This window comes from Aeromicrobium senzhongii (genome assembly GCF_014334735.1).
Taxonomy (GTDB): Bacteria; Actinomycetota; Actinomycetes; order Propionibacteriales; family Nocardioidaceae; genus Aeromicrobium; species Aeromicrobium senzhongii.
Map to the genome: position 1 here is coordinate 367,417 of NZ_CP060587.1, position 17,783 is coordinate 385,199.

12 protein-coding genes are annotated in these 17,783 nt (G+C 71.2%); 7 read left to right on the forward strand and 5 right to left on the reverse strand.

Translation table 11 applies throughout. The annotated features are described in order from the left end of the window. Both H9L21_RS01870 and H9L21_RS01875 read left to right on the forward strand, forming a co-directional pair. Positions 1–975: an NAD-dependent epimerase/dehydratase family protein gene (locus tag H9L21_RS01870; RefSeq protein ID WP_154595911.1), complete on the forward strand. Its 975-nt coding sequence runs from the start codon at positions 1–3 to the stop codon at positions 973–975. Further along, entirely contained in the window at positions 972–2,315 is a 1,344-nt protein-coding gene (locus H9L21_RS01875; protein WP_154595910.1) for a lysophospholipid acyltransferase family protein, read from the forward strand. Before H9L21_RS01870 ends, H9L21_RS01875 begins: the two co-directional genes overlap by 4 nt. A gap of 51 nt (positions 2,316–2,366) precedes the next feature. On the opposite strand, the gene H9L21_RS01880 is transcribed toward H9L21_RS01875, so the two are convergent. The 4 genes from H9L21_RS01880 to H9L21_RS01895 form a co-directional block, all read right to left on the reverse strand. Continuing rightward, on the reverse strand, positions 2,367–4,199 hold the full coding sequence (locus H9L21_RS01880) for a class I SAM-dependent methyltransferase (RefSeq protein ID WP_154595909.1): 1,833 nt from the start codon (positions 4,197–4,199) through the stop codon (positions 2,367–2,369). Positions 4,200–4,307: 108 nt separating this feature from the next. Next, positions 4,308–8,180, reverse strand: a complete 3,873-nt coding sequence (locus H9L21_RS01885) for a glycoside hydrolase family 99-like domain-containing protein (RefSeq protein WP_154595908.1) — start codon at positions 8,178–8,180, stop codon at positions 4,308–4,310. Then, a complete protein-coding gene (locus H9L21_RS01890) occupies positions 8,177–8,464 on the reverse strand; it encodes a hypothetical protein (protein WP_154595907.1) in 288 nt (95 codons plus the stop codon). The genes H9L21_RS01885 and H9L21_RS01890 overlap by 4 nt, the downstream gene beginning before the upstream one ends. Positions 8,465–8,538: 74 nt before the next feature. After that, complete coding sequence (locus tag H9L21_RS01895; protein ID WP_187411702.1) at positions 8,539–10,854, reverse strand: MMPL family transporter; 2,316 nt, start codon at positions 10,852–10,854, stop codon at positions 8,539–8,541. A gap of 81 nt (positions 10,855–10,935) precedes the next feature. Here H9L21_RS01895 and H9L21_RS01900 point away from each other — a divergent pair, with 81 nt between their 5' ends. Continuing rightward, positions 10,936–11,562 carry a TetR/AcrR family transcriptional regulator gene (locus H9L21_RS01900; protein WP_187411703.1) on the forward strand — a complete coding sequence of 209 codons (627 nt, stop codon included), beginning with the start codon at positions 10,936–10,938 and terminating at the stop codon, positions 11,560–11,562. Here the strand turns inward: H9L21_RS01900 and H9L21_RS01905 are convergent. Continuing rightward, positions 11,555–12,436: an HAD family hydrolase gene (locus H9L21_RS01905; protein ID WP_154595905.1), complete on the reverse strand. Its 882-nt coding sequence runs from the start codon at positions 12,434–12,436 to the stop codon at positions 11,555–11,557. The genes H9L21_RS01900 and H9L21_RS01905 overlap by 8 nt on opposite strands. Positions 12,437–12,488: 52 nt before the next feature. Between H9L21_RS01905 and H9L21_RS01910 the strand changes: the two genes are divergently transcribed. The 4 genes from H9L21_RS01910 (at position 12,489) to H9L21_RS01925 (ending at position 17,725) form a co-directional block, all read left to right on the forward strand. After that, positions 12,489–14,039, forward strand: coding sequence for a class I adenylate-forming enzyme family protein (locus H9L21_RS01910; RefSeq protein ID WP_154595904.1), 1,551 nt, complete (start codon positions 12,489–12,491; stop codon positions 14,037–14,039). Beyond that, positions 14,036–14,290 (forward strand): glutaredoxin family protein, encoded by a 255-nt coding sequence (locus H9L21_RS01915; protein WP_187411704.1) that lies wholly within the window; start codon positions 14,036–14,038, stop codon positions 14,288–14,290. Before H9L21_RS01910 ends, H9L21_RS01915 begins: the two co-directional genes overlap by 4 nt. Before the next feature lie 61 nt (positions 14,291–14,351). After that, entirely contained in the window at positions 14,352–15,677 is a 1,326-nt protein-coding gene (locus tag H9L21_RS01920; protein ID WP_154595903.1) for a polysaccharide pyruvyl transferase family protein, read from the forward strand. Positions 15,678–15,679: 2 nt separating this feature from the next. Beyond that, positions 15,680–17,725 (forward strand): acyltransferase family protein, encoded by a 2,046-nt coding sequence (locus H9L21_RS01925; protein WP_154595902.1) that lies wholly within the window; start codon positions 15,680–15,682, stop codon positions 17,723–17,725. The last annotated feature ends 58 nt before the right edge of the window (positions 17,726–17,783 follow it).

Genomic DNA, 17,783 nt, shown 5'->3' on the forward strand with positions numbered 1-17,783 from the left:
ATGTCCGGGGTCGTCCTCGTCACGGGCGCGGCCACGCCCGGCGTGGCTCGCGCCGCGCGGCGCATCGCTGAAGCGGGTGACGTCAGGGTCGTAGCAGTCGACACGACCTTGCCCACCGACGATCTCGGGTCAGTCAAATTCGTGCGTGCGGACATCCGCACGCCGGTCATCTCCAAGGTTCTCGCCGTCGAGGACATCGACACCGTGGTCCACATGGATCTGGCGCCGATGCGCTCGCGCGGTGGCGGAAGCGCCACCAAGGAGATCAATGTCATCGGCACGATGCAGGTGCTGGCGGCGTGCCAGCGGGCCGACACGGTCCGCCGCGTCGTTCTGGCCAGCAGCGCCGCCGTCTATGGCGCGTCGCCGCGCGACCCGGCGGTGTTCACCGAGTCCGCGACGGCCCGCGGCGGCACGAAGTCGGGCTTCGCCAAGGACATCGTCGAGGTCGAGGGGTACACCCGCGGCTTCGCTCGGCGGCGTCCCGACGTGTGTGTGACGACCCTGCGTATGGCGCAGTGGCTCTCTCCGCACTTCCCGACGGTCCTGGGCACCTACTTCTCGAACCCGGTCCTGCCGGTGCCGATGGGCTTCGACGCCCGTCTGCAGCTGTTGCATCCCGATGACGCGTTCGAGGTGATCTCCCGCGCCGCGCTGGAGGACCACCCCGGCACGTTCAACGTCGCGGGCGACGGCGTGCTGATGCTGACGCAGGCGGCTCGCCTCCTGGGCAAGCCGACGCTGCCGATCCCGCCGGTGGGCTTCGGCTCGGTCCTGCGCCGCATGGTGCACTTCATGGGCTCTGACGTGTCCCCGGGCGTCCACCGTCTGCTGACCTACGGCCGCGTGCTGGACACCACCGCGTTGCGGGAGATCTTCGGCTACAGTCCCCGGCACACGACGCGCGAGACCTTCGAGTGGTACGCCGAGACGGCGCGCCCGGGTCTGTTGCACGCATGGGGGATCACGCGATGAACGACAACCTGAAGGGGATCGGCACGTCCGGTCCGGCCGGTCGAGGCAACGGCTCGACGTCGCCGTCGCGCGCCGCCCGGTCGTTGGCCGGACCCGCCGCAGGCAAGTCGGCAGCGCGCAAGCCCTCGGCGAAGAAGGCTGCTGCGGCGGCGGACGACGGGAAGCCTGCCGCGAAGAAGGCGGCCCCGAAGAAGCCTGCCGCGAAGAAGACTGCGGCGGCCAAGAAGACCGCAGCCGCGAAGAAGACCACCGCGACCCGGAAGACGGCCGCGAAGAAGGCGACGAAGCAGACGGCGGCGGTCCAGCCGACCGAGCCGTCCGGCGTACGCGAGTCCGTGGCGCCGGAGCCCGCCGAGGAGCCGACGACCTCGACCCGCGAGCGCCATCTGCACGCCGTGCCCGAGGACGACGGACCCGGCCAGCAGGAGCCTCCGCGCGAGGCGACCGCCGATCTGGATCCCGAGGACGTCGCCGCCGCGTTCGCCGAGGGAGCGCGCCGTCTCCTCGGAACCGACTGGCAGGCGACGATGACCGACATCGCCGTCAGCCTGCGTCGTCGGCTCTCGGGTGACTACTCGGTCGATGAGTTCGGGATGGATCCCGAGGTCGTCGACCTGCTGTCGCACCTGGTCGAGCCGCTGGCCGAGAGCTGGTTCCGCCTCCAGGTCCGCGGGATCGAGAACATCCCCGCCGACGGTGGGGCGCTGCTCGTGGCCAACCACTCCGGCACCGTGCCCGTCGACGGCCTCATCACCGGCTACGCGGTGCGCAAGTACGCCGGGCGGCCGATCCGGCCCCTGGGCGCCGACCTGGTCTTCCGGCTGCCGTACGTCGGTCAGATCGCGCGCAAGATGGGTGCCACCCTCGCGTGCGCCGAGGACGCCGAGCGACTGCTCACCTCCGGCGAGCTCGCCGCGGTGTGGCCCGAGGGCTTCAAGGGCGTCGGCAAGCCGTTCAGCGAGCGCTACAAGCTGCAGCGGTTCGGCCGCGGCGGCTTCGTCTCGTCGGCCATGCGGGCCCAGGTGCCGATCATCCCCGTCTCGATCGTCGGTGCCGAGGAGATCTACCCGCTGATCGGCAACATCCCCTCGCTCGCGCGACTGCTGGGCGTGCCGTACATCCCGATCACGCCGTTCTTCCCGTTGCTCGGCCCGCTGGGACTCGTCCCGCTGCCGAGCAAGTGGATCATCGAGTTCGGTGAGCCGATCCGGACCGACGCGTACCCGCCCGAGTCCGCCGACGACCCGATGCTGCTGTTCAACGTCACCGACCAGGTGCGCGAGACGATTCAGCAGACGCTCTACAACCTGCTCGTCGAGCGCGGCAACCCCTTCGTCTGACGCCCGAGCCGGGCGGCGCGGCATGTCCCGCGCCGGCACCTCTGCTCCGGCTCAGCCGATCCGCCGACGCAGCGCCCGGCGCGCCCGCTGTGCGATCCCCGCGCCGCCGGACGGCGGGTCCGCCGGCGTGGCCGGGCGGGACTCCTGGGGCTGCGCCTGCAGGACGAGGATCATCTGGTGGGGGTCCACCGCGTTCCAGTCGCGACCCACGACCTTCCAGCCGTGGCGCTTGAAGAACAACGGCGACACCGTGGCGTCGCCGGACCACGGGGCGGGGTCTCCGTCCTCGGGGAGGTGGGCGATGCCGTGCTCGCGGTGCTCAGCACGCAACGCGGCCGGGTCGGCGCCCCGCTGCGGCGCCCGCAGGGCCCAGAAGTCGGTCGGACGCACGGTGATGACGAAGATGCCGCCGGGCTTCAGCACCTGGCGGGTGGCCTCCAGCACGGCGAGCGCACTCGGTACGGGCAGGTGGGTGAAGAGGGAGAACGAATAGGCCAGGTCGAACATCGTGCCGTCGACCGGCATCACGTCCGGTGCCTCGTCGCACTGGCGCAACTGTGCCGCCACGCCGCTCTCCCGGCATGCCTCCAGCGCCGCGGGGCGGGCGTCGACTCCCCACAGCGCGGACGGATCCGTGTAGCGGTACATCAGCCGCAGGTCTCGGCCGTAGCCGACGCCGACGTCGAGGATGGTCCTGCCCTCGAGACGTTTGCCGGTGTGTCGCAGGTAGGCCGTCTCGACCGAGCGGACGAAGGCGGTCGCCTGGGGGAGGAGGTCCTGACCGGACGCACCGGTCCACCCCTGCTGCACCGCCGGGGAGGCCATCGCCGGGAGGAGTCGGCTCAGCCCCGGGTGCGCCGGGTCGGGCAGGCTCCACATGAACTCCGCGAACTCGTCGACGGACAGTCGGCGCAGCTGCTTCACGGCGCGTCCGGAGTCCTGCGGCTCGGCGAGGGACAGCTCCTCGGCGCGCTTGACGATCCGCTGGGCCGGGTGGGTCAACCGGGGTCGGTGCCGCGGCTGAGCGGTGGCGGCGACCGATGGCGGCGGCGGCCCCTCACCGAGCAGATCGGCGTACTCGGCCCGGTTCCACGGGTGATTCCAGTTGCTGATCGGCGTGGCCCAGTCCGGCCCGTACGTGATCTGCAGGTACTCCTCGAGCCGGGCGGGCATCTTCACCTTGACGCCGAGGAAGTCGACCTCCTGGGCAGGCAGGACCTGATCGACCGCCAGACCGCGGCGCGCGCTGGGGAACCACGAGACCCGATCGCCCTCGATGAGCCCGACGAACACGTCGACGTGGTGGTCGTCGCCCCACCTGGCCTTGCGATGCGTCGGCAGGTCGCCGGAGACCTCACACCCGGCGTCGAGCAGGACGGCCGAGGTCAGCTCGAGTGCCTCGGTCAGCGACGGCACCTCGGCGGAGTCGAACGCCACGATGAGATCGAGATCGTCGTCGTGCGGGATGAAGTCGCCGTCGCGCACGTGCGCGAGCACCGAGCCGAACCCCAGCATCACCCCCGCGCCGACTCCCTCGAGCATCTCGATGATCCGGTTCGCCCCCTGCAGGTACCGGACCTTCTCGTCGTGCGACCAGAAGCGGAAGCTGCGCAGGACGCCGTGGTTGGTCCACTCCCGGCCTTGCCCGAACAGGTAGTTCACGTTCAGCGACTCGATGAACTCCCGCTTCTGCAGGTCGTCGAGCGCGGCCGTGCCCCGCAGGCCGTGGTATGCGTCGGTCCGATCACCGGCCAGGACCTGACGGGTCAGCAGCTGCACGACCTCCTGCCACGGCACCCCGGGCTCTGCGACCGGCGTGTCCGGGTCGGTGACCAGTTGCCGGATCGCCGTGTCGACCCACGTCCGACTCCACGTGCTGGACATCAACGCTCCCCAGGCGAAGCCGCGGCGGCCAGGACGCACGGGGGAAGGACCGTCATGCGACGACCCTAGGGGATCGCCGAACCGGAGCCTCGTGGGCCGGCAGCGGGGTCACAGGTCGCACAGATCGGGATGCGTCTGCACCGTGGGGTGTTCCTCGGTCGCGAGCCCGAACTGCAGGTAGAGGGACTGTGCGTACGTCGCGGCCATGGCCTGTTCCTGCTCGCCCAGTCCGTACCGCCGGATCGTGTCGCGCTGCACCGAGACGATCTGACGGAGGTGGTCGAGGTTGAAGCTGCTCATCGTCACGCCCTGGTCGTGCCGCCGGTGGAGGTTGAGGGACTCGGGGACGAACGCGATCCGCCCCCGCTCCAGGAGCCGCAGATAGGCGACCCAGTCGCCCGCGTTCCGGTGACCGACGATCTCGTCCCCGTGCTTGCACAGCGTCTCGAGCCACGCCTCGCGCCGGAAGACCGCGGTGCTGACGTTCGGCACGGTGTTCTTGAGGTACAGCGCCGACCGGATCTCGTCCGTTCCGTCGTGGCAGTACGGCTCGGACCAGCGTGCGGCACCGAGGTCGGCGACGTAGTCGAGGTAGTCCGACGCGACCACGTTGCCGTGCACGTCGAGGATCTTGGACTGGCAGTAGCTCATGACGACGTCCGGATCGGCGAAGGCCTCCGTGACGCGTTGGAGGAAGTCCGGGTGGGACAGGTCGTCGGCCTCCGCCACCCAGACGAAGTCACCGGCGGCGAGCTCGACGCCGGCTCGCCACTGCCGGAAGACCGATCCGGAATTGGTCTCGTTCACGACCAGGCGCACCGGCATCGACGAGGTCCGGGCGAACTCCTCGAGGACGGCGAGGCTGTCGTCGGTGGAGGCGTCGTCGAGGACGATCACCTCGTAGACCGGCAGCGTCTGCGCCGCGATGCTCTCGAGGCGGGCGTAGAGCAGGTGCCCGTAGTTGTAGTTCGGGACCACGACCGAGACTCGGGGCAGGTCCATCCCCGCGAGGGTGGTGAGGTCGAAGAGGTAGTCCGAGAACCGGAACTCGTCCTGCACGATCTGCCGGCCGAGGGCGCCCATGGCGGCGGCCGCCGCGGTGTCGGTCGTCAGGTCGAGCACCGCACGGGCCATGGCGGCGGCGTCGAACTGGTCCACGAGCACGCCCACGCCGCGTTCGACCAGCTCCTGCGCGCCGGTGGCGTCGCGGAAGGCGATCACCGGCAGCTGCGCGTCCATCGCCTCGAGGACGACGGAGGGGAAGGGGTCCTCGCGCGACGTCAACAAGAAGACGTCGGCAGCGGCGTAGTAGAGCTCGGGGTCCTCCACCAACCCGGTGAAGACGAACCGGTCCTGCAGGTCGTCGGCGGCGATCCGCGCGTGCACCTGGCCCACCAGGTCGTCGTGGGCCAAGTGGCCGACCCAGACCGCCGCGGCGCGCGGATCGGCCCGGAGGATCTCGGCACAGGCCTCGGCGAAGAGGTCGAACCCCTTGCGCTCGTCGCCGTAGCCCACCCCGAGCACGATGCGGGCATCGACGGGCAAACCGTGGCGACGGTGCACTGTGTCGAGGGGCCCCGCGTTCGCCGGGTCGCCGGGTGAACGCGTCAGGTAGAGGCCCTGCGGACGGGTCACCGCCGTGGGCACGGGCCGGCCGGTGAAGTCCTCGAAGTGGCGCTGCACGACGGCCGAGGGGAAGACGACGACGTCGGAGTTGTCCGTCAGGTCGCCGGCCGCCTGGTCGAGCCCCATCTGCTGCAGGACGCCCGACATCTCGTGCACGAGGGACACGACCGTGAAGCCGGCCCCGCGCAACCAGGGCGCGAGCGCGCCCGAGACCGTGGTGTTCGCCAGAGCGACGGATGCGCCGCGTTCGCGCAGCGTCCGCAGCAGCCCGACGATCCGCTCGGGCGCGTCCTGCTGGAGGTCGATCCGGTGCACGGCGCCCGTCTCGGCGAAGCGCTCCGTCAGCACGCCCGGTCCGAGGAGGATGACCTCGATCGCGAACCCCAGCGATCGGTACCCGCGCGCCAGGTTCAGCGCGAGACGCTGAGCGCCGTGCGGGTGGGCGTCGTGGGAGACGATCACGATGGACGGCCGCCCGTCGGCCTCGGCGTCGACGAGGCCGGAGACCCGGCAACCCGTCGCGATGGCGCTCAGGGGCACGGCGGCCTCGAGCACGTCGTCGAGGGCGGGGATGAACTGCGCCGAGCCGGGGTCGGTGTGGGTCTCGTCGAACGCGAGCGATGCCAGCGGGCGCAGGGCGCTGAGGCGGGCCGCGAACGACCGCGGCGCCCGCGACCCGAAGGTCGCCGCTTCGGAGGCGTCGAGGCCCAACCGCGCTGCGACCCCGCGGACGTGGGACTCCAGGTGGTCGTGGGTGGCGATGTCGTCACCGATGAGAGCGATGCCCAGGTCCCGATCGGCCAGGAAGCGCAGGCGGACGGCGCCGGGATCGAATTCCTCCGGCTCGTCGGCGTCCAGGCGAACGACGACGTCGACACCGCGCGCCTCCCACTCGGGGACCCGCTCCAGCAGCTGCGTCACGGTGAAGTCACGCACCACCTCGACGACGCTGTCCTCCGTGACCTGCGTGGGGGCGGCGCCGCAGTCCAGCCCGACCCTGAGCGCCTCGAGCCAGGCGTACCCGTAGCGTTCGTCCGGCTCGAGATGGGCCCCCTCGGCCCATTCGTTCCACGCGTTGACGAACACGAACCGGTCCTGGTCCGATGCGCTCCTGCGCCGGGTGTCGCGCACCGCATGGGTCACCCAGCGGGCGAACCTCTCCGGCGAGCTGCCGGCGATGACGGTGGCGGTCTTGCCCCGGCGGGCGGTGTTGTCCCACGAGGGGCAGACGCCACGGAAGCGCCGGTACGGCGTGCCGGAGTAGGCGAAGCTCCGGTCGACGAGGTCGTCCCAGCGGAAGACGTGCCCCTCGAACGAGGGGAAGTGCGGCGTGGAGTGGGTCGTCTCGCGGATGCCGCTGTTGTTCGGCGGGAACTCGATGGCGGCGTCGAACCCGTACTCGCCCGGATCGGTGGACTCGAAGGACTGGGTGTAGGCCAGGTAGATCTCGCCGATGCCGTTCTCGCGGCACCAGGTGCGCCACCGCTGCGACGTGGCCTTCGGGTCGGGGAGCAGGTTCGGCCGGTAGACCAGCAGCACCGGTCGCCCGTCGATGCGCTCGTACCGAGGGTCGCGCAGGTAGTCGGCCACGTGCTCGATGAAGGCCAGGTCGTCCTCGGGCGAGTGCTCCTGGGCGATGAGGATGTCGTGGTCGCGACCGTCCCAGCGACGCGACCAGTTCTCGTTCGCCCAACACACCATGAAGGGCAGGTCCAGGGTGGGGTCGTCGAGATAGTTGCGCAGCGGGGTCTCGAGGAGGCGGTGGCCGGCGAACCAGTAGAAGTAGAAGCAGAAGGCCTCGACGCCGTAGAGCTTCGCGAGCTCCACCTGCCGTCGCTGGACCTCGGGGTCACGCAGGTCGTAGTAGCCCAGCTCGCCGGGCACGTGGGGCTGGTGCTGCCCCGGCAGGTACGGCCTGGCCGGGCGGACGTTCGTCCACTCGGTGAAGCCCTCGCCCCACCACCGGTCGTTCTCGGCGATCGGGTGGAACTGGGGGAGGTAGAAGGAGACGACGCGCGCGGGTCGATGCGTCGGCGCGTCCCCGCCGTACAGCGGGACCGCGGGCGTCGTGTCCCGGATGTCCTGGACGCCCTGCGGCGGCGCGAGGTGCCGTCCGCCGGACCTGCCGTACAGCTCGTAGTGCACCAGGGCGTTCATCCGGGCCTTGGCGACGTCCCGGTTGAGTGCCAGGTACGCGCTCGTGCTGAACTCCGGGCCCGGGTCGCGCAGCATCCGCCCGCCGACCCTGAGGTAGTGCTCCGCCGGGTCCATCTCCAGGTCGGCGACATCGGGGTAGGTCGCCAGGTACCACTCGGCGTCGAAGTACTGCGAGCGGCGGATGGCCTCCAACCTCATCGAGCCGATCCCGTGCCTCGGTTCAGGCGTCGTCGCAGCCGAGCCGTGAGGTTCGACTGCGCCTCGTGCTCCGCGAGGCGGGCCTTCAGGGTCGCGATGCGCTTTTTCGCGACCGCCTCGCGCCGCTTCGACGCGACCAGCAGCCGCGAGAGCTCCGCCGTCTCGGCGTACCGCTGGTCGAGCGCCGCCTGGAGTTCCTGTTCACGGGTCCGAGATGCCGCCACGAAGGCTGCGAACTCGGCTGACAGCCGCGCAACTTCCGGAGACAGAGTTGGTTCAGGCATGGGACAACCCTAAGCGGAGAACCGCCCCCTCGGCGAGAAGAGTGAGACGTTTGTCGCAATCGGCGCCCGCGGGATCACTCCTTCGCGCCGAGGCGCTTGAGCAGCTGGTCGCCCTCGATGTCGAGGTCGGGCAGCGCCCGGTCGAGCCACGCCGGCAGGCGCCAGGCGCGGTCACCGAACATGGCCATCAGTGCCGGCACGAGCGTCATGCGCACGAGGAACGCATCGATCGCGATCGCGATCGCCAGGGCGAAGCCGATCTGCTTGATCATCGGGTCGCCGTTGAAGATGAAGCCGGCGAACACGGCGGTCATGATGACCGCCGCCGCGACGACGACGCGGCTCGAGTGCGTGAAACCGTCGATCACCGACTCGCGGCCGCTGTGCCCGTGCACCCACGACTCGCGCATCGACGACACCAGGAACACCTGGTAGTCCATCGCGAGGCCGTACGCGATGCCGGTCACGAGGATCGGCAGCAACGCCATGACGGGGCCCGTCGAGTCCAGCCCGAAGAGGCTGTTGAACCAACCCCACTGGAACACGGCGGTGGTGGCGCCCAGCGTGGCGAGGATCGTCAGCAGGAAGCCGGCGGTCGCCTTGAGCGGCACGATGATCGAGCGGAAGACGATCGTCAGCACGATGAGGGAGAGCACCACGACGATGGCCAGGTAGATCGGCATGACGTCGCTCATCTTCTGGGCGATGTCGATGCCCATCGCGGTCTGGCCGGTGATGCCCAGGTCCACGTCGTACTTCGAGGCGATGCCGTCCTCGAGGTCGCGCAGCTCGTGCACGAGGGTCTCGGTCGACGGGTCCGTCGGGCCGTTCTCGGGGATCAGCGAGACCAGGACGGTGCGGCCGTCCTCGCTCATGCCGGACGGGGTCGCGGAGGCGACGCCCTCGGTCTCGCCCAGCTCGCCCACGATCGCGCCGGCGGCACGCTGGTCGACCGGCTCGTCGGAGCGGGACGACAGCACGACCAGCAGCGGGCCGTTGAGGCCCTCGCCGAACGACTCCTCGACGGCGGCGTAGCTCTCGCGCTGGTCCGTGCCGGAGTTGTAGTTGTCGCCCGCCGGCAGGCCCAGGCGCATGTCCAGAGCGGGGATCGCCATGGCGAGCGTGACCGCCACGACGGCCCCGGCCGCGAGGAAGCGGTGCTTCGACAGGAAGGTGACCCAGCGACGGGCGGTGGCGTGGTCGACGCCGGCCGACTCGCGCTTGGTGAACTTCGACCGGGCCTTGTCCGAGACGATGCGCTCGCCCACGAGGCCGAGCAGCGCCGGCAGGGCGGTGAGGGCGACGGCCACGGAGACGGCCACGGTGGCGGCGGCGATGATCGCCATGATCGTCAGCAGGCTGATGCCGATGACGGTGAGGGCGGCCAGCGCGATGACGACGGTCGTGCCCGCGAAGAACACGGCGCTGCCCGCGGTGCCCACGGCACGGCCGGTGGCCTCGTGGGCGCTGAGGCGCTCGCGCATGATCAGGCGGCGCTGGCGGTTGACGATGAACAGGGCGTAGTCGATGCCCACGGCCAGGCCCAGCATCAGGCCCAGCACGACGCTCATGGAGCCGAGCTCGTAGAAGTGGCCCAGCGCGTACGCGCCACCCACGCCCACGCCGACGCCCAGCAGGGCGGTCACCAGCGGCAGGCCCGCGGCCACGACGGAGCCGAGCACGAGGAACAGCACGATGGCCGCGACGACGATGCCGACGACCTCGCCCAGGCCGACGACCTCGGGGATCTCCTGCAACGAGGCGCCCGGAAGCACCTCGATGTCGGTGCCCTCCAGCGGTGCCTTCGCGGCGTCGAGGGTCTCCTCGATGGCGCCGGTGGGCAGGTCCATCGTCTGCTTCGTGAACTGGAACTGCGCCATCGCGACGTCGCCCTTCGGCGAGATCGTCACGCCGGGGACCAGCTGGTCCTGCACCACGAGGGGCACGGGCTGGTCCAGTGTGCGGCCGGCGCGGACCGCGGCCAGCGCCTGCTCGGCGGCCTTCACCTGCGCGCCCATCTGCTCCTGCGCCGCAGCCTGGTCCTGCGCGGACCCCGCGAGATCGGCGGGGTTCACGACGTACTCGTCGTCGTAGATCCCGTCCATGGACTGCGCCAGGGCGCCGGCCAGCTGCGGGTCGAAGAAGGAGGCTCCGTCAGGGGCGCGGTAGACGATCTGTCCGGCGCCACCGGCGGCGGCCGGCATCTCGTCCTCGAGCTGCTCGAGCACGTTCTGGGCCGGGACGCCGTTGATCGTCACCTCGGTGCTGAGCTTCGGCGCGTTCAGCGCGATCGAGCCGATGATGACGGCGAGCAGGACGAGCCAGGCGCCCAGGAAGCGGAACGGGTGCGCGAAGGCGGTCTTGCCCCAGCGGTACAGGAGAGTGGACACAGGTCTTCCTCACGAAGTGATAGGTGACTCTCACATCGTAGAATGGGCCATGAAACCGGACCAGTCAGGGTGAGGAGACGTATGTCACGGCGCGACTCGCGGGCCAACGCCGAGCGGATCCTCGATGCGGTCCAGCGCTTGTGGGCCGAGGACGCCACCCCGTCGATGGACCAGATCGCCGCCGAGGCAGGCGTGGGGGTCGCCACCGTCTATCGCCACTTCCCGAATCGGGCGGCGCTCGAGAGCGCGGCCTTCGGCCGCATCTTCGCCGAGGAGCTGCTGCCGCTGGTCGAGGACACCGAGAACGAGGACGCCGACCTGCTGGACGTCGTCGCACGGTTCGTCGACGTGATCAGTCGCTACACCCCGGTGCTGGGGGAGGTGGGCGTCAGCCAGGTCACCGACGAGGCCCTGACCGACCTCGCTGAGCCGTTCGTCGAGCTGCTGCGGCGAGGCCAGACGAAGGGAGTCCTGCGCCGTGACCTCGAGCCGCTCGACATCTACTGGCTGCTGCGGATGGTCGTGCTGGGGCTGAACTCGCCGGTGTCGAGCCCCTCGGTGCGCCGTCGCTACCTCGCGATGCTGTTGCAGGCCCTGTCCCCGGACGTCGAGCAGCCGCTGCCGCCCCTGACCGAGCAGGACTACGACCGGCTGAACACGCCCGCGAGCCGCAGGCGCCCGCCGGTCGCGGGGGATCGAGCTACCTGAGGCGTCGCACCTGTCGGCCGAGGAACCAGGCGGCCGAGCCCACGGCGCCCGCCGCCGCGGCCTTCGCGCCGGCCGAGGCGACCTTGCGACCCGTGCGGTAGTCACGGATCAGCCAGCCGTTCTCCTTCGCGTGCGCCCGCAGGGTGCCATCGGGATTGACCGCGCAGGGGTGCCCGACCAGGGAGAGCATCGGGATGTCGTTGGCGGAGTCCGAGTAGGCGTGGCAGCGCGAGAGGTCGAGGCCCTCGGACTCGGCCAGCGCGCGCACGGCGATGGCCTTGCTCTCGCCGTGCAGCATCTCGCCCACGAGGCGCCCGGTGTAGACGCCGTCGACGTGCTCGGCGACGGTGCCGAGCCCGCCGGTCAGACCCAGCCGTCGGGCGATCACCTGGGCGATCTCGACGGGGGCGGCGGTCATGAGCCACACCCGCTCGCCGCGGTCGAGGTGCCACTGCGTCATGGCGCGGGTGCCCGGCCAGATCTTCTGCGCCATGTACCGGTCGAAGACCTCCTCGCCGATCTCCTCGAGCTCGCGGACCTCGTGACCGGCGATGAACTGCAGCGCCGCGTTGCGCGCCTGGTCGATGTGCTCGGGATCCTCGACGCCGACGTACTTGAAGTAGGCCTGCTTCCAGGCCGCCGAGGCGATGTCGCGGGTCGAGAAGAACTTCCGCTCGTGCAGGCCGCGGGCCAGCAGGAAGATCGACGCGCCCTGCATGATCGTGTTGTCGACGTCGAAGAACGCCCCTGCGGTCGGGTCGGCCGGCTGCGCCAGCGCCTGCTCGACCTCGGCGGCGGCCGCCGCGGCCTGCCCTGCCAGGATCGAGCGCGCCTGCAGATTCCGGGGCGGATCTGCTCCATGGCGCGGGGACATGGCGTCACTGTATCCACGAACGCGAGCCGCACGATGTGGTTGACTCGGCGCCATGGCCGTCAACCTCAGTGACGATCTGCGCGAGACCGCGCGTCGTGACCCCGGGGGCATCGCCCTGATCGAACCGCGCTCCGGCCGCCGCGTCACGTGGGCCGAGTTCGACCAGTGGGCCGATCGGGTCGCCCAGACCCTGCTCAGCCGCGGCGTCCTCGCCGGCCAGCGCGTCGCGTTGGTGATGGCGAACGGCATCGACTTCGCCGTCGCCTACTACGGAGTCCTGCGCGGGGGCATGGTCGCCGTGCCGATCAATCCGCGGGCCACCCCGCGCGAGATCTCGCGCATGGTCGAGGCCTGCGCGCCCAAGATCGTCGTGGGTGACGCGCAGTCGATCACCCAGGTCCGCCAGGCGGACACGGGCGAGTCGCTCATCGTCGTGCACCGTGCCGCGCCCGAGGGCGGCGAGCTGCGCTTCGGCGCCTTGCTCGAGCACGCCGTCGACAGCACCCCGGTGGCGCCGGCGGACCCCGAGTCGCTGGCCGTCGTGCTGTTCACCTCCGGCGCGACCGGCCTGCCGCGCGGCGTGATGTTGACGCACCGCGCGCTCACCGCCGACATCGACCAGCTGCTGCGGATCGACTCGCCGCCGGTCATCACGTCCGACGACGTCGTCCTGGGCCTGCTGCCGATGTTCCACGTCTACGGGCTGAACTGCGTCCTGTCGCTGTCGGTCCGGGTGGGGGCCACCGTCGTGCTGGTGGAGGAGTTCGACCCGTCCGGCCTGCTCTCCGAGATCGCCGAGCACGGCATCACGAACCTGCCGGTCGCCCCTCCGGTCATCTCGGCCTGGGTCGGTCTGGAGGGCCTGCGCGAGGCACTCGCCGGAGTCCGCCTGATCGTGTCGGGCGCCTCGGCCCTGGACCCCGACCTCGCCGAGGCGTTCCACGCCCTGTCCGGCCGGCCCGTCGAGCAGGGCTACGGCCTCACCGAGACGGCGCCCGTCGTGACGACCACCATCGGCGACGGTCGCGAGCCCGGCGTCGTGCCGCCGGCGGGCTCCGTCGGCCGGCCGCTGCCGGGGATCGAGATCGCGCTGCGCGACTTCCTCGGCCAGCCCGCGGCCCCGGGCGACCCCGCCCAGGTCTTCGTCCGCGGCGACAACCTGTTCTCGGGCTACTGGCCCGACGGCGAGGACGGCCCGGACGCCGACGGCTGGTGGGGGACCGGCGACATCGGCCTGCTCGACGACGCGGGCAACCTCGTCCTGGTCGACCGCCTGCGCGAGACGATCGTCGTCTCGGGCTTCAACGTCTACCCCTCCGAGATCGAGGAGGCCGTCGCCGAGGCGCCGGGCGTCGCGTCCGTCGCGGTGATCGGCGTGCCCGACGACCGCACCGGTGAGGCCGTCGTCGCCTTCGTCGTTCCCGAGGATCCCGAGAGCGACGCCGTGCCGGTCGAGACCGCCGTGCGTGAACTGGCCGCGCAGCGACTCGCGCGGTTCAAGGTCCCGACGCGGATCCTGGTCGTGGCGGCGCTGCCGCACTCGCCGACCGGCAAGGTGGCCAAGGGCCGCCTCCGCGCCCTGGCGCGCAAGGAGCTGACGTGACCGTTCCGCACGCCGACGACGCACGGGTCGTCGTCTACTCCCGCGAGGGCTGTCACCTGTGCGAGGCAGCCGAGCAGGTCGTGGCCCAGCTCGTCGCCGAGACGGGGGACACCTGGGCCCGCGTCGACATCGACACCGACCCCGACCTGCAGCAGCGGTTCACCGACCAGGTGCCCGTCACCTTCGTCGACGGCCGTCAGCACGACTTCTGGCGCGTCGACCCGCGCCGGTTGCGGGCGGCTCTGGCCTGAAGTGTCGGGCTGATTCGAGGCTGCCGCTGCGGCCGTTGACCGCGTCCGCGAAACTTGCTCCGTGTCTGATCGCATCTACGTCCGCCGTTACGTCGACCCGCTGAACCCGCCGTCGATGGACGATTTCCGTCCGGGATTCGGCCGGAACTCCGGCAATCTGATCTTCGCGGCGTCGGCGCAGCGGACGCTGACCGTCGACGGGGTCGACGTCGAGACGAACAATCTGAACACCCTGAGGCGCAGCGTCGACCGCTTCAACGACGAGGGCCGCCACGTCGTCATCCCGCTGGCGAACGCGTTCCGGCCGGACTACCTGCCCCAGCTGACCGCCCTGACCGAGGCCATCGAGCGACTCACCGTCCCGGTGACGATCCTGGGCGTCGGGGGCCAGTTCCACCTCGACGGGACGGTCGAGACGACGGACGAGGTCGACGACGCGGCACGGCGCTTCATGCGGGCGATCCTGGCTCGCGGCCCGGCCCTCGGCGTCCGCGGCGAGCGCACGGCGGGCTACCTGAACTCGCTCGGCTTCTCGGAGGTCGACGTGATCGGCTGCCCGTCGATGTTCCTGCGCGGGTCGGACCTGAGCATCCGCGAGGCCGCCCCGGTGTTCGACAAGCGGACGAAGGTCAGCCTGAACCTCACGCCGCACGTCCCGATCCCCGACGGCTGGGTCGACGCCGTCTTCCGCCGCCACCCCCGGGCGGAGTACGTCGCCCAGGACCGCAGGGACCTCGACGCGATGCTCGGCGGGCCCGCCGTGAAGGGGGGCTCGCCGGAGTACCCCTCGTCGGTGCGGCACCGCGCGATCCGGGACAACCGGGCGGTCTTCCACTGCCACGCCCCCACCTGGATCGACTCGATGGCGGACCGCGACTTCACCGTCGGCCACCGGATCCACGGCAACATCGCGTCGCTGCTGGCCGGGACCCCCGCCCACGTGATCGTGCACGACAGCCGCACGCGCGAGCTGTGCGAGTACTTCGAGATCCCGCACACGCACGTGTCGCGCCAGACGCTCGAGGACACCCCGGAGCGACTCTTCGGGGCCTCCGACTACAAGCCGTTGATCGCGAACCACCCCGAGCGGGTGGCGCGCTTCGCCGGCTTCCTGCAGCGTCACGGGCTGCGCCACGTGCTGGACCTGCCGGCCGGCGAGGCCCCGTTCGACCGCGCCGTGGCCCAGGTCGAGGTCCGCCCCGGCCTGGTGATCCGACCGCGCTCGAGCGAGCCCGAGATCCTCGACCTGCGGGCCTGGAACACGGCGCGCGCCGCCCACCAGGGCCTTGCTCGGGCCGAGGCCAGGATCCAGGCGCTCGAGGAGCAGTTGAAGGCCGCGCAGTCCTCGCGCTCCGGCCTGCGCGGCCTGCTGCGCCGCGACCGCTGACGATGCGCCCCGAGATCCAGGCCCTGCGGGCGATCGCCGTCCTGGCGGTCGTCGGCTTCCACCTGTGGCCGGGCCGCCTCAGCGGCGGCTACATCGGCGTCGACGTCTTCTTCGTCATCTCGGGGTTCCTCATCACCGGCCACCTCCTGCGCGAGGTCGACCGCGAGGACCGCGTCGACCTGGCGCGCTTCTGGGCCCGTCGGGCCCGCCGCCTGCTTCCCGCGGCGTACCTGGTCCTGCTGGTCTCGGCGATCGGCGTGCTGCTGTGGCTGCCGGCGGCGCAGTGGACGCAGAACTTCCGCGAGATCATCGGCTCGGCGCTCTACGTCCAGAACTGGGTCCTGGCCGCCGACTCGGTCGACTACCTGGCGGCCGACGGGATCCCCTCGACCGTCCAGCACTACTGGACGCTCTCGGTCGAGGAGCAGTTCTACCTCGTCTGGCCCCTGCTCGTCGTGGCGGCGCTCGTCGTCGCGCGCCGCACGGGCCGCGCCCGGCGTCCCGTCCTGCTGGCCGTGCTCGCGACGGTGACGCTGGCCAGCTTCGTGTACTCGCTGTGGCTGACGTCCCAGCACCCGCAGCTGGCGTACTTCGCCACGCCCGCCCGGGCCTGGCAGTTCGGGGCGGGCGCCGTGCTGGCGCTGCTCGTGGCCGCCGACCGGATCCGGTTGCCGCGCCGCGCCGCGATCGGGGCCTCGTGGCTCGGATTCGGCGTCATCGCGGTGTGCGCCCTGGCGTACGACGAGTCGACGCCGTTCCCCGGGACCGCGGCCATCGCGCCGGTGCTGGCGACGCTCCTGGTCATCGCGGCGGGCGCCCCGAGCGGCCGGCTCTCGCCGACTCCGCTGATGGCCTGGCGCCCGGTGCAGGCCACCGGCGACCTGTCGTACTCGATGTACCTGTGGCACTGGCCGCCGCTGATCCTGCTGCCCGAGATCCTCGACCGCGAGCTGGGGTTCGGTCCCCGGGTCGGCATCCTCGTCGGCACCTTCGTCCTCGCCTGGCTGACGGTCCGGTTCGTCGAGAACCCCATCCGCTTCGGCACCCGCTGGGGACTGCGCCGCCCGGCCGTGACGGGCCTGGCGTCCCTCGCGGCGGCCGCCGTCGTGGTCGCGGTGGCGACGTACGGCTGGCAGGCCGGGGACGCCGAGGAGCAGCGCGCCCAGGAGCTGACCCGGCGGGTCAACGCCGACATGCCCGACTGCTTCGGCGCGGCCTCCATGCCGGCGGCGGGGGAGTGCGACAACCCCGAGCTGGCCACCCTGCGGGTCCCGGCCGGTCCCGACGTCGGTCGCGACTTCGGCGGGCACCGCGAGTGCTGGGTCGTGAACGACGAGACCGAGCTCAAGTCGTGTGAGTTCGGTGACGCCACGGGCGTCCCGCACGTCGTCCTGCTCGGGGACTCCCACGCCCGCGCCCTGCTGCCGGCGTTCCTGCGCCTGGCGGAGATCGGCGAGCTCACCCTCACGACGCAGCTCAAGGGCGGCTGCGCCTGGTCGACCGACCTGCCCGGCCGCACCGCCGTGCCGGAGGTCCTGCAGACGTGCCCCGCCTGGCGCGAGAACGTCGCGGACTGGATCCGCGAGCACCGCGACGACATCGACCTCATCGTCACGACCGGCTACTCCCGCAACCTCGCCGGCTCACCGCAGCAGCGCGCCCGCGGCCTCTCGAAGGCGTGGAAAGAGGCGACATCGCTGGGGATCCCGGTCGCCGCCGTGGTCGACAACCCGGACCACGAGTCCCCTCCGGCGAAGTGCCTGGACCGCGTCGACGCGTGGGACGAGACCACCTGTGCGGTCCGCCGCGAGGACGCGTTCCCCTACGGGGACGCCTTCGGCGACGCGGCCCGGATGACCCCGGGGGCCGAGCGGATCGACATGACGGACTTCTACTGCCTGCGCGACGTCTGCCCCTCGATGATCGGCGGCGTGAACGTCTATCGCGACGGTCATCATTTCACTGCGACGTTCACCCGATCGCTCGCTCCGTTCCTGTGGAACCGCATCACGGAGCGGGTCGGACCGCTCGTCAGTGGCGACGCGTGAACGAGGGCTGCCGCTGCTCTCGATTTTGTGAAAGGGTTCCCAAACTCCTAGACTGACG

What these genes read in the sequence shown, in the direction of transcription:
- H9L21_RS01910 (WP_154595904.1), top strand. Translation starts at nt 12,489, where the DNA reads ATGGCCGTCAACCTCAGTGACGATCTGCGCGAGACCGCGCGTCGTGAC.
- H9L21_RS01905 (WP_154595905.1), bottom strand. Translation starts at nt 12,436, where the DNA reads ATGTCCCCGCGCCATGGAGCAGATCCGCCCCGGAATCTGCAGGCGCGC.
- H9L21_RS01880 (WP_154595909.1), bottom strand. Translation starts at nt 4,199, where the DNA reads ATGTCCAGCACGTGGAGTCGGACGTGGGTCGACACGGCGATCCGGCAA.
- H9L21_RS01900 (WP_187411703.1), top strand. Translation starts at nt 10,936, where the DNA reads ATGTCACGGCGCGACTCGCGGGCCAACGCCGAGCGGATCCTCGATGCG.
- H9L21_RS01875 (WP_154595910.1), top strand. Translation starts at nt 972, where the DNA reads ATGAACGACAACCTGAAGGGGATCGGCACGTCCGGTCCGGCCGGTCGA.
- H9L21_RS01890 (WP_154595907.1), bottom strand. Translation starts at nt 8,464, where the DNA reads ATGCCTGAACCAACTCTGTCTCCGGAAGTTGCGCGGCTGTCAGCCGAG.
- H9L21_RS01885 (WP_154595908.1), bottom strand. Translation starts at nt 8,180, where the DNA reads ATGAGGTTGGAGGCCATCCGCCGCTCGCAGTACTTCGACGCCGAGTGG.
- H9L21_RS01870 (WP_154595911.1), top strand. Translation starts at nt 1, where the DNA reads ATGTCCGGGGTCGTCCTCGTCACGGGCGCGGCCACGCCCGGCGTGGCT.
- H9L21_RS01925 (WP_154595902.1), top strand. Translation starts at nt 15,680, where the DNA reads ATGCGCCCCGAGATCCAGGCCCTGCGGGCGATCGCCGTCCTGGCGGTC.